The organism is Candidatus Pseudothioglobus sp. uisw_070 (assembly GCF_059512545.2).
Map to the genome: position 1 here is coordinate 1,557,897 of NZ_CM183456.2, position 12,456 is coordinate 1,570,352.

At 35.7% G+C, this 12,456-nt stretch carries 11 protein-coding genes; 3 read left to right on the forward strand and 8 right to left on the reverse strand.

Going from position 1 to position 12,456, the window contains the following annotated elements; translation table 11 throughout:
- The first annotated feature begins 1 nt into the window (after position 1).
- Positions 2-607 carry a ribosome biogenesis GTP-binding protein YihA/YsxC gene (gene yihA / locus AC5YGD_RS07820; protein ID WP_271556506.1) on the forward strand — a complete coding sequence of 202 codons (606 nt, stop codon included), beginning with the start codon at positions 2-4 and terminating at the stop codon, positions 605-607.
- Positions 597-3,101 (forward strand): PD-(D/E)XK nuclease family protein, encoded by a 2,505-nt coding sequence (locus AC5YGD_RS07825; RefSeq protein WP_496141371.1) that lies wholly within the window; start codon positions 597-599, stop codon positions 3,099-3,101. Before yihA ends, AC5YGD_RS07825 begins: the two co-directional genes overlap by 11 nt.
- On the opposite strand, the gene AC5YGD_RS07830 is transcribed toward AC5YGD_RS07825, so the two are convergent.
- Positions 3,063-4,142, reverse strand: coding sequence for a tRNA nucleotidyltransferase/poly(A) polymerase-related protein (locus AC5YGD_RS07830; RefSeq protein ID WP_496141372.1), 1,080 nt, complete (start codon positions 4,140-4,142; stop codon positions 3,063-3,065). The genes AC5YGD_RS07825 and AC5YGD_RS07830 overlap by 39 nt on opposite strands.
- Before the next feature lie 54 nt (positions 4,143-4,196).
- Here AC5YGD_RS07830 and msrB point away from each other — a divergent pair, with 54 nt between their 5' ends.
- Complete coding sequence (gene msrB, locus AC5YGD_RS07835; protein ID WP_271556511.1) at positions 4,197-4,568, forward strand: peptide-methionine (R)-S-oxide reductase MsrB; 372 nt, start codon at positions 4,197-4,199, stop codon at positions 4,566-4,568.
- A gap of 31 nt (positions 4,569-4,599) precedes the next feature.
- Here msrB and AC5YGD_RS07840 read toward each other — a convergent pair whose 3' ends face one another.
- The 7 genes from AC5YGD_RS07840 to AC5YGD_RS07870 all read right to left on the reverse strand — a co-directional run bounded on the left by AC5YGD_RS07840 (position 4,600) and on the right by AC5YGD_RS07870 (position 12,456).
- Positions 4,600-5,385 carry a TSUP family transporter gene (locus AC5YGD_RS07840; RefSeq protein ID WP_496141373.1) on the reverse strand — a complete coding sequence of 262 codons (786 nt, stop codon included), beginning with the start codon at positions 5,383-5,385 and terminating at the stop codon, positions 4,600-4,602.
- A 42-nt stretch (positions 5,386-5,427) separates the two neighbouring features.
- Positions 5,428-6,009 (reverse strand): thymidine kinase, encoded by a 582-nt coding sequence (locus tag AC5YGD_RS07845; protein ID WP_271556514.1) that lies wholly within the window; start codon positions 6,007-6,009, stop codon positions 5,428-5,430.
- Positions 6,010-6,074: 65 nt separating this feature from the next.
- The gene (locus AC5YGD_RS07850; RefSeq protein ID WP_496141374.1) at positions 6,075-8,027 is read right to left on the reverse strand and encodes an acetoacetate--CoA ligase; all 1,953 of its coding nucleotides are present in this window, start codon (positions 8,025-8,027) and stop codon (positions 6,075-6,077) included.
- Positions 8,027-9,676, reverse strand: coding sequence for an AMP-binding protein (locus AC5YGD_RS07855; RefSeq protein ID WP_496141375.1), 1,650 nt, complete (start codon positions 9,674-9,676; stop codon positions 8,027-8,029). Before AC5YGD_RS07855 ends, AC5YGD_RS07850 begins: the two co-directional genes overlap by 1 nt.
- A gap of 22 nt (positions 9,677-9,698) precedes the next feature.
- A complete protein-coding gene (locus AC5YGD_RS07860; protein WP_496141376.1) occupies positions 9,699-10,268 on the reverse strand; it encodes a DUF2889 domain-containing protein in 570 nt (189 codons plus the stop codon).
- 7 nt (positions 10,269-10,275) lie between these two features.
- Entirely contained in the window at positions 10,276-11,262 is a 987-nt protein-coding gene (locus AC5YGD_RS07865) for a nitronate monooxygenase (RefSeq protein WP_496141377.1), read from the reverse strand.
- Positions 11,263-12,456 carry an acetyl-CoA C-acyltransferase gene (locus AC5YGD_RS07870; RefSeq protein WP_496141378.1) on the reverse strand — a complete coding sequence of 398 codons (1,194 nt, stop codon included), beginning with the start codon at positions 12,454-12,456 and terminating at the stop codon, positions 11,263-11,265.

Consider the following 12,456-nt stretch of genomic DNA (forward strand, 5'->3'; position numbering starts at 1 on the left):
TATGCATAATTTCTATCGCAAAGCAAAGTTTCTTTTATCCTGTCCATCCATTAAAGGTTGTCCAGAAGATGCTGGATATGAAGTTATTTTTGCAGGTCGTTCTAATGCAGGTAAATCTAGTGCAATTAATACACTCACAGAACAAAAAAAATTAGCGAAAGTTAGCAGAACTCCTGGTAGAACTCAGCATTTAGTCTTCTTTGAGCTTGATAAAGATCGAAGGCTTGTTGATTTACCTGGTTATGGATATGCCAAGGTTCCAGATGCTGTAAAACAAAATTGGCATAGAAATATGAGTGAATATTTTGACAATAGAAAGTGCATGCGAGCTGCAATACTTGTAATGGACTGTCGCCATCCATTAAAGCCCTTTGATCAAATGATGCTTGAGTGGTCTATCACTAATAAAGTCCCTACAAATATTTTACTAACAAAATCTGACAAACTTAAAAAGGGAGCTGCAAGCTCAGCTAAACTTGCTGTCATGAAAGCAATCAAAGGTTACCCATCAATAAGTGTTCAGCTTTTCTCATCCCTGAAAAAAGAAGGGGTGCCTGAACTTTGTAGTTATCTTAATAAAATATTTGAAGTGAGTAATGAGGGTTAACCTAGACCTCTCTTTAATTAAAGCTAACGATACAATTATTGTCGCGAACAATCGCCAAGTCTTAGCAATCAAGAAATCAATATCTGAACTTAATGGTACATCAAAAATGCCGAAAGTATCTTCCTATAAATCATGGCTTGAAGGCAACTGGAATCAAAATAATCCATCAAGAAGTTTGCGCCTGCTAACTCAGTTTGAAATAAGATTTTTATTAAAAGAAATTAGTAAAGGAGATGTTACAAGCAATCCTGAAACTTTTATTGATGAGCTAATTAAGTGCTACACAATTTGCAAAACTTATTTTATTGATATATCTGAGTTATCAAGCTTTGGTGCAATCCCTCCTAAGCTCTTTATAGGCTGGATAAGTAAATATGATAAGTTTAAAACGGCTAATAAGTGTATCGATCATACAGATCTTTTTCGTGCTTCACTAGAATCTCTAAAAACTCAAAATAAAGAAGGGAAATATTATTATTATGGCTTCAATGAGCCAACACCTGAGCAAAAAAAACTTTTTGAAATATTAAAATGTAGGCCTATGTTGCGTCAAGGTCAAAATAAAAATATTCCTGCCTTCTCTTTCAATAACCAAGATACTGAATTAAAGACAATAGCAAAATGGGCAAAAGAGATTAGTCTAAAAAATCCAGATAAAAAAATTGGAATTGTTATCCCAAATTTAAATGAATTACAGCATATTGTTAAAACTATTTTTGATCTTGAATTTACTTCGACCCTAATCGAAACTCATCAAAAACCATACAATATTTCTCTTGGAATACCGCTTGGACATTACCCACTCATTCAACATCTTTCCTCTGTTTTACAAATTTCAACTGAATTTATCAAGGGTCATATAAGCCATGAATTATTGATCAAGGTTGTTACTTCACCTTATATTAAAGGCGCTAAGAGTGAGCGAGATAGTCGCGCGTTATTGGTCTCTAAAGTTTTAAAAATTGGTGCCAAAGAGAGCAGGGTTAATAAAATCATTTCTCTTTTAGATACATGCCCATCACTTAAAGAGATTTTTATAAAAATAAATACAATTAATACCTCAAAAACTATATCTCTTGAAGATTCCCTTGATTTTGTCAACTTATTACTTTCTTGTTGGGGCTTTACTTCAGATAGAGTCTTATCAAGTAGTGAATATCAGATATTTGAAAAGTATCAGACTGAAAGTTTAATTCTAAATAAACTATCAATTTATTATAAAAAAACAAACTTATCAAATGCTTTAGATATCTTAAGTGCCCATATAAGTGCTGTTATTTTTCAACCAAAAAGTGGTTTGTCAAATATTCATATAATGGGCTCTCTTGAGGCTGAGGGTTTATTCTTCGATCATGCATGGGTATCGAGCATGACAAGCAACTTCCTTCCAGGGCGAATAAAAATGCCATTATTCATTCCATCAAAGACTTCAATTGAGTATAAACTTCCGAATTCAAGCTTTCAATTAGTTGCTGAAGAAAGCAAAAAAACATTAGAAAACTTAAATAATTTAAGTTTTGATACTACATACAGTTACCCAAAGAACTCAAGTAATCGTGAAGAGCTTCCTACTCCATATTTAGACTTTGATGAATTTCCTTTCGAAGCTTTATCTGAAGATTTTCCTAGAGATTTAGAATATATTGAAGATTTTAAAGCTTCTAAAATTATTGAACCTTCCATAAAAAAAGGCGTTAAAACCCTTCAAGATCAGATGAGTTGCGGGTTTAAAGGATTTACAAACCGTCTTAGTATTGATAACTTTGAAGAGCCACATATTGGTATAAGCCGACTTGAACAGGGCAATTTAATCCATAAGATCTTAGAGACTTTCTTCAATGAGATTACAACCAGCACAAAATTATTACAACTTTCTGATAATGAGCTTACTTTATTAATAGAGAAGCATACTGAGTCTGCAATTTTGAAAATACCTAATTCAAATTTTAAGGTCAATGAAAAAAATAGGCTTTTAGCAATTATTAATGAATATCTTGATCTTGAGAAGCAGCGAGATTACTTTGAAGTGCTAGAGACTGAATCAGCATCTGAAGTTAATATTGAGGGCTTGAAGTTTTCAACTCGTATTGATCGTATGGATCAAATGGCTTCTGGCACAAAACTCATCATTGATTATAAAACTGGAAAAAATATTAAAGCAAGCCATCTCACTGGAGATCCTTTAAAGGAGGCTCAGCTTCCTATTTACGCAATAACGAATTCAGTTGATGGAATCTCATTTGCAACTATTAACTCTAACAATTGTGAGTTTAAGGCAATAACAAAGAATAAATTTGAACTTCCAATAAGTAAACAGGCGAGTAATAAAATGCCAGATTGGGACAGTCAATTGACTGTATGGAAATCAAGCTTAATCTCAGCTAGCCAAAATTTTCAGTCAGGCGTTGCTAGCGTCTTGCCTGCAAAAAATGCTTGCGACTACTGTGATTATGACCTACTCTGTAGAATCGATAAATCTAGTAATAATCGATAGTCTTTCTTGAGCTATCTCTTGTGCAATATTGATATTAGCAAGTTTCGAAATCTGAATTGATTTAAGAAGCTCTAGTAATTTAATTATTGGCTTTGTATTTATATCCAAGCAATCAAAAGCCGTCAGAATTATTTGAAACCTTTTATGACGCCTTAAACCATCATTCTTTAAGTAAAAATTTAAGACTTCCTGAGGATTAAATGACAAGAAATTCATAGCAAAATGACTCCATTCTGCAACGAGTTCAGTAATTTGTTGGATATCTTTTGGACATTTAAGATGCTCACAAAGCGCCTCAATATTTTGAGGATTTTGCTTATGAAGCCAAAGAGCAAAGGAGACTTCAGGTTGCTTGATTGATTGATTGAGTTGCTTAAAATCACTATTATTACTAAGCTCTAGCATCGGAAATAACCTTTCATATGCCCTAGATTCAATCAAAACTTCAAAAAATACAGACGGAGACTCTGTCTGCATTGAAAGAGCAATTTCTTTAAAAACGCGCTCTGATGTTAGAGCGTCGACTTCACCAGAGACAACCATTTTTTTTATTAGCTCTAGCGTCTTATCGTCAATAGTAAAACCAAGATTAGAGAAGCGAGATGCAAAACGAGCAGTACGTAATATGCGCACAGGATCTTCTGAAAAAGCATCAGATACATGCCGAAGTGTTTTCTTTTTGATATCTTCTATTCCGCCATAAGGATCAATATAACTTCCATTACCATCTATTTTTTGGGCAATTGCGTTAACTGTTAGATCCCTCCTTGAAAGGTCTTGCTCAAGTGTTACAGTCCTAGAAGTATCAAATTCAAAGCCTTTATAACCTTTACCAACTTTACGCTCAATTCTTGCGAGTGCGTACTCATCATGAGTCTCTGGATGAAGAAATACTGGAAACTCTTTTCCAACCTGACGATAGCCTAGTGACAAAAGCTCCTCAGGGGATGAACCAACAACAACATAATCCTTTTCTGTTGTTTCGGATGCTATCCCTAAAATCTGATCTCGAATAGCGCCGCCTACTAAATATATTTCCATAATTATTAACTGCAGATTTTAAAGATGACTGTAAATTTATCTTATAATACACGAATGGATAATAAGAAAAATATATCACCTGAAGCATATCATATTACTCAAGAATGTGGCACTGAGCCTCCATTCTCTGGTGAATATTATAATCATAATGAGACAGGTCACTATCATTGTATATGCTGTGACGCAGTGTTATTTGAATCGAGCACTAAATTTGACTCGGGAAGTGGATGGCCAAGTTTTTATGAACTTGCAAACAGTAGCTGTGTTCGTCAACTAGAAGATAACTCTATGGGCCACGTTAGAGTCGAAGTTAGATGTGCGTCTTGTGACGCCCACTTAGGGCATGTTTTCCCTGACGGCCCTCAGCCCACTGGAAAGCGATACTGCATTAACTCTGTTGCTTTAAATTTTACTGATGATCAGTGATGGTTTGGTAATAAGTCTAGCTAGTAACCATTTAATAAAATAGAACCATAACCGCCAAAAAACCTAGAAAAATTGAAAACCCTTTTTTAAGTTTTTTACTATCAACAGCATGGGTTACCTTGGCTCCTAATGGCGCAAAAAAAATACTCGTAGCGACAATAGCGACAAGCGCTTCAAAATTGATAAATCCAATCCCACCAGTTGGAAGGTCTTGACTTGAGCCTGTAATCATAAAACCAATACTTCCAGCAATTGCAATTGGCATCCCAACAGATGCAGAGGTTGCTATAGCATTTTTAATATTTACATTGTTATAAACCAAAAATGGTGTTGTCATAGTTCCGCCACCAATTCCAACCATAGCAGAAATTAGGCCAATAAAATACCCAGTTATTGACCAAGCCCATCTAGATAAATTATCAGCATGACTTGATGTAGTAACCCCAAACCATAGAATCAAAGCAACACTAATCTCAAAGAGTGCAAAAAATAGCCTTAGAAAATCAAAGCTCATATATTTTACTAATAGGGCGCCTGTAAAAGACCCAAGTAGAATCGTAGGGGCTAACTTTTTAAAATTATCCCAAAGTATTGCTCCGTGCCTTTGATGCGCATAGAGACTAGATATAGAAGTAAAAACAATAGCCGCTAAAGCAGTGCCAATTGAAGTATGCATTAAGATTGACTGGTCCACAGATGGCGCCAAAAGATAAAGCAAAGCTGGAACAATTATTAGCCCCCCACCAACCCCCAATAGACCAGCTAAAAATCCAGAAAATGCACCTAAAAGCAAAAGAAGGGCAACAAGCTCACTCACAACAAGAGACTATTAAAGTGCTATTTACCTTCATATGTCAACTCAATTTGACCAGATATGCTCTGCAAAATGCTTTCGACACATGGACTGGTAACGATCATTACCGCCAATAACTACTTGATCGCCATCATTAATAATATTACCTTTTTCGTCTGTGCGAACCACCATCGTTGCTTTACTTCCACAATGGCAAATAGTTTTTAGCTCTATTAGATTATCTGCCCACGCCAAAAGATGCTGACTACCTGGGAAGAGTTCACCTCTAAAGTCAGTCCTAATACCATAACAAAGAACAGGTATATCTAGATCATCTACAGTAATAGCTAGTTGCTTAACTTGATCTCGACTTAGAAACTGACTTTCATCAATAAGCACACAGTTGATGCCTTGTTTTTTATTTTCCTCAGAAAGTATCTTAAACAAATCATCTTCCTTATGAAAAAGATAGGCCTCTGCCTCAAGGCCAATTCTTGATGTTACTTTACCAACACTATATCGATTGTCAATTGCTGCTGACATTATATAAGGCCTCATACCCCTCTCTTTATAGTTATATGCAGACTGAAGAAGTGAGGTTGACTTTCCGGCATTCATTGCAGAATAATAAAAGTAAAGCTTAGCCAAAATACAAACCTTAAATTAGAAACAATATAATATTATAACCTTTGATAACCATTCAAAATGTAGCATCATTGAAGCTCTTCATGTTGATAAAATTCCTGAAGAACTTCGGGATTTTCTAGGGCAGTCTTATTGTCAATAGGAAGATTATTAATTGCTTTTTGAACCGCTAATTCAACAATTTTGCCACTCTTTGTTCTAGGAATATCAGAGACCTGAATGATCACATCTGGAACATGTCTAGGCGTGGTATTGCTTCTAATCTGATGAGCTATTTTATTCTTAAGCTCATCATTCAGCTGCTGACCTTCACTTAACTTTACAAACAAGATAATTCGTGAGTCATCATCAAGTGCCTGCTCAACAACGACAGACTCTAATACTTCATTTAGTATTTCAACTTGTCGATATATTTCAGCTGTTCCAATCCTCACTCCGTCTCGATTAAGGGTCGCATCTGATCTCCCATAAAAAATCATTCCGCCCGATTCCATGAGCTTTACATAATCCCCATGGCACCATACATTAGAGTAGCGTTCAAAATATGAACTTTTATATTTATCCATATTCTTATCGCTCCAAAACATTATTGGCTTTGAAGGAAAAGTACTAGTGCAAACCAACTCGCCCTTTTCTCCAATAACAGATTCGCCTAGCTCATTCCAAACTTCAACAGAAAGACCAAGGCCTCGAGTTTGTAGCTCACCTCGATAAACTGGAAGTATTGTAGAGCCCAATACAAAACATGAAACAATATCAGTCCCACCAGAAATAGAAGACAAACATATCTCTTCTTTTACGTATTGGTAGACATAATCAAAACAATCGGGACTTAATACTGATCCTGTAGAAAGCAATATTCGCAGAGTTTCTAAATTGTGAGATACACTGGGATTAAGATTTATTTTCCTGCAAGTATCCAAAAATTTTGCAGATATACCCATAACATTAATTCTTTCTTGCTCTACATAGTCAAACAAAACACCAGCATTATGTTTTAATATTGGAGAGCCATCATAGAGCATTATTGTTGCCCCAGAAGCTAAAGAGCTAACGAGCCAGTTCCACATCATCCAGCCACACGTAGAGAAATAAATGACCCTTTCGCCTTCTTTAATATCGCAGTGAAGAGTATGCTCTTTTTTATGTTGAATTAGAGTCCCACCAACTCCATGAACAATGCACTTTGGAACGCCAGTAGTTCCAGATGAGAATAAAATATAGAGTGGGTCATTAAAAGCAACAGATTCAAAAATTAATTCAGGTGTTACTTCCTGATCAGCAATTTCATCAAATGCAAAAATGGAATTATTTTCTTTTAAAGAAGCTTGATCGTCAATATAACGAACCAACAAAGTGTTTTCAATAGATGGCAGCTTTGAAATTATTTCTGCATTCTTTTCAAGGCAATTAAAAACCTTTCCGTTATAAAGATATGCGTCCACACAAATAAATATTTTAGGCTTTACTTGACCAAATCGATCTAGGACTCCTTGAACACCAAAATCAGGAGAGCAGGATGTCCAGATTGCACCAATACTAGATGTTGCCAACATTGAGACCACCGCTTCGGACATATTAGGAAGCAAGCCAGCAACGCGGTCACCTTTTACAACGCCACTTTTCTTAAGCCAATGAGAGAGCCTTGAAACCTGATTGTATAATTCAGAGTGTGATAAAGAGCTTTTATATTTATCCTCACCCCAAAAAACAATGGCAAGTGATTGATCCCTTTTAGATAATAGATTTTTTGCAAAATTTAATTTAGAATCTGAAAACCATTCTGATTCTAAAAAATCATCGCCATTTTTTAAAACCTCTTTAGAGTCATTCTCCGCAATGATTTTAGAATATGTCCAAAATAACTCCCAAAAAGACTCGGGGCATTTGCATGACCATTTATATAAGTCATGAAAATTTTCTAGACTTATATTAAACTTAACATTAGCTTCTTGAATAAACTCCCAGGCTTGGGAATCCTCTATTTCACTTAGAGTTGGCTTCCACAGTATCTCATTCATTAAGACCCAGTCTTTAACTCTCTTCTAAGAACTTTACCAACATTTGTTTTAGGAATTTCCTTAATAAACTCAATATGCTTAGGTACTTTATAAGCAGTTAATTTTTCACGACAAAAACTAATGATCTCCTCTTCTGATAACGTTTGCCCTTCATGGAGAACTATAAATACTTTCACAAGCTCTTGAGAGCCTTCACCCTCAATTCCAACGCAGCCACACTCAAGAACTGCAGGGTGCTCATTTACAACAGCCTCTACCTCATTTGGAAATACATTAAAACCAGAAACAATAATCATATCTTTTTTACGATCAACGATAAAAATATTACCTGTTTCATCTATTCGAGCAATGTCACCTGTCATGAACCAATTATTTTCGTCAAGACCTGAAACATCAGAATTCCAATATCCACTCATAACCTGTGGTCCGCGTACGCAGAGCTCTCCAACCTCGTTAGTTTCAGTTAAAACATTATTATCCTCATCTCGAATTTCAATTTCAGTGAAAGCAGCAGGAAATCCTACAGAGCCAGTAAATTCAGTTTGCTTATAATCATTAACACTCACCAAAGGAGAAGTCTCTGTTAGTCCGTATGCTTGCCAAATGACAGATTTAGTAGTTTCATGCCACCTTTTTGCAGTGGTATCTAAAGCAGCCATTCCGCCACTTAATGACATAAGCAAGTTACTAAAATCTAACTCCTTAAAGCCATCATAATTTAATAGAGCTTCATAAAGAGTATTTACGCCAGAAATCATATGAAACTTATGTTTTTTCATTAATGAAACAAAAGTCTTAAGATCTCTTGGATTAGTAATTAAAACAGTTTTTCCGCCAATATGAAACAGCATGAAGTTGTGAACGGTTAATGCAAATATATGATAAAGAGGTAACGGACAGATGGCAATTCTCTGTTCATTTCTTGATTCATCATACATTTTTGGATCAATAGTAAAAAACGCTTGAATAATGTTTGCAAGGATATTTCGATGGGACAATACTGCGCCCTTTGAAACTCCTGTTGTGCCTCCAGTGTATTGAAGAAATGCAGTATTATCAATAGAGATATCAACTTTAACTGGATTTTTCCCTAAGTTGTCACTTAGTACTTTATTAAACATAATAGCGCCATCAATATTAAATTTAGGCACTAATTTTTTAACTTTTCTAGTTACAAAATTAATAATTTTCCCTTTAAATCCAAGAAGGTCACCAACAGTTGTAATCATTACTTTTTCTACATTCGCAAGATTAGACTTTTCTACTACAGTAGCGACGCCCTCCCAGACTACTAATACTTTAGCTTCACTATCTTTAAGGACATGCTCTAATTCTCTTTGAGTATAGAGAGGGTTAACATTAACAACAACGATTCCAGCCTTCAGAGCTCCATATACAATGATTGGATAGGCAAGCATATTTGGCATCATCACAGCTATCCTATCTCCTGCCTGAAAATTATTAGTCAGCCATGAGGCAAAAGCATTTACTTTTTCTGAAAGATCTTCATATGAAATTTCAACACCAAAGCTTTCAAATGCCATTTTTCCATTATGCTCTTGACAGCAGTTATCAAAAAACTCTACTAAGTTACCATGCTCTTTAAAAAACTCTGTTTCTTCAAGTTTGTTTGGTATGACTTTTTCCATGCTTTTCTCCTTATTCTAGTAATTAACTTTTCTCTATCTTGTTTATTAGTATTTCTTTGTACTGATTATAAACCTCTCCATCTTTCTTAAATGCAAAACAAGAGTTTGTAAATTTTTTTTCTATCGATTTGGCCTCCTCTAAAGAAATAGTATTGGTTTTGCCGCCAGTTTTCTCTTTCCAAAGAGTTTGATAAGCAATCGTTCCGGCATAAGCCAATAAGTCAGTAATATGCCTACATCCTTTTTCACCACCCATAGCTTTGATAACCTTTCTGTTAAAGCCTGAAATTAAATACTCACCTTTTAAATTTTGGCAATTTTGTACAGCTTGCGGGCAAATATTGTATGGGGATGCATTTATTACTGCCTCTATATCGATAATTTTCCTGTCGTCATCTAGAGTTAATCTTACAGCCATATCATGAAGTGGCTCTCCTGCACTTATATAGCCTCTATGCATATTTTCAAATGAATAAGTTTTACTATCAACTAGGAATACCTCAACGTCCCAAAGCCCATCATCTCTTTTATAGCCCTTTCCTTCGATGACTCTATTATGTTTTAAATCTCGCTTTGCTGGCCTAGATAGCATTTATTTATTATCCTTTTAAAATTCGACTTTTTGATTTAGCATGTTGCATTTCTAATTCTAACACTAAATCCTCAACACTTGGTACATTGGAGATAGAGCCAACTCCCTGCCCTGCTGAAAAAATATCACGCCACCTCTTAGCAGTAACCTTACTGATATCAAAATCTACTTTAAGTTTTTGTTTAATTAGGGGCATTATCATTTTTTTTAAATCACCCAATGATTGCTTAATTCCTCTTTCTTTAGGAGAAATCCCAGCATTTTTTAGTGATTGCTCGAGCCAATTTCCATTAACACCAGTAATTTTATTAGACTTAATAATGTCACTGGCTGAGGCGTTAAGTATCATCTCTTTATACTCCTCAGTGGCATCACTTTCTTTTGTAGCAATAAAGCGAGTTCCCATATAAGCCATGTCAGCACCCATAGCCTGGATTGCTAAGATTGAATCGCCTGAGCTGATACTTCCGCCGACAATAATTGTGCCATCAAAGATCTCTCTCACCTCAGCTACAAAAGCAAATGGTGACAATTCACCGGTATGCCCGCCTGCGCCATTACAAACCAATATTAAACCGTCAACTCCAGCATCAATTGCTTTTTTTGAGTGGTATAAATTAATAACATCTGAAAAAACTAATCCGCCATATTTATGAACTTTTTCAACAACCTCTTTGGGGTTACCCAGTGAAGTAATTACAATTGGTGGCTGATGCTTAAGAATTAAATCGAGGTCATCATTACTCCGAGCATACATTTTACTAACAATAAGATTAACCGCCCAAGGAAGTGCTTCTTTGCCTGAACCTAAAGCTTCGGTTATTTCAGAAAAAGTTTGATCCAGTGCTTCTAATGTTCGACAATTAGCTGACGGAAATGACCCAACAATTCCTGCCTTTGATGATGCAATAACAAGTCTTGCGTTGGATACAATGAACATTGGTGACTGAATGATTGGCAGTCTTAGCTTACTGATAAAATTTTGTGTTTTCATCTAATTTCTTATATTTTTAAGTATGCCTGCAGCGCCCATTCCAGTTCCAATACACATTGTGACCATACCATAATCAATATTTTCTCTTTGCATAGCTGATACCAGAGTAGCAATCCTTATAGCCCCTGTAGCTCCTAAGGGATGACCAAGGGCAATTGCACCCCCAAGTGGGTTGACTTTTTTAGGATCAAGGCCCAACTCTTGAATTACAGCTAATGATTGCGCAGCAAAGGCCTCATTGAGCTCAATCCAGCCTATATCATCCAGACTTAAGCCTGTTGATTTTAAAACTTTAGGAATTGCTTTGACTGGGCCAATTCCCATAATTTCTGCAGGAACTCCTGCAACTGAAAAGCCCATGAACTCAGCTTTTGGTGTTAGATTGTATTTTTCAACAGCCTCTTCGCTAGCAACAAGAACTGCAGCAGCAGCATCAGACATTTGTGAGCTATTTCCTGCAGTAACTGAGCCATCCTGAGCAAATACAGTTCTTAGTTTAGCCAAAACTTCAAGACTTGTATCTTCTCTTGGCCCTTCATCCATAGATACAACATTAGAACGAGTTGTGTATTCATTGGAAGTAGTTGAGTATCCATTTTCAACAGTTGTTATTGGGGATATTTCATTTGAAAATGAACCATTACTATTTGCAAGAATTGCTTTTTGGTGACTTTCAAATGCAAATTCATCTTGAGCTTCTCTTGATATTTTATATTTCTGTACTACTTTTTCTGCTGTTAATCCCATTCCGTATGCAATAGAAATATTTTCATCTGATAAAATTTTAGGATTCATAGAAGGTTTGAAGCCAGTCATAGGAACGCTGCTCATACTTTCAACGCCAGCTGCTATAACTAAATCAGCTGAACCCGATTTTATTAAGTCAGCGGCATTGGATACCGACTGAAGTCCTGATGAGCAGAACCTATTTAAAGTGTACGCAGGCGTTGAATCTGGCAAGCCAGCAAGTAATGTTGCAATGCGAGCAATGTTAAGCCCTTGTGGGCCCTCTGGCATTGCGCAGCCAACAATAATGTCATCAATATTTTTATTAATTTCTTCACTAGTATCCGATGCTTTCAATACACTTTGTATTGCATGAATTAATAAATCATCTGCTCTAGTTTTAGACAATAAACCCCTTACTTTTCCAACTGGAGTTCTTTTTGCATCAATAATATAAGCTTTTCTCAT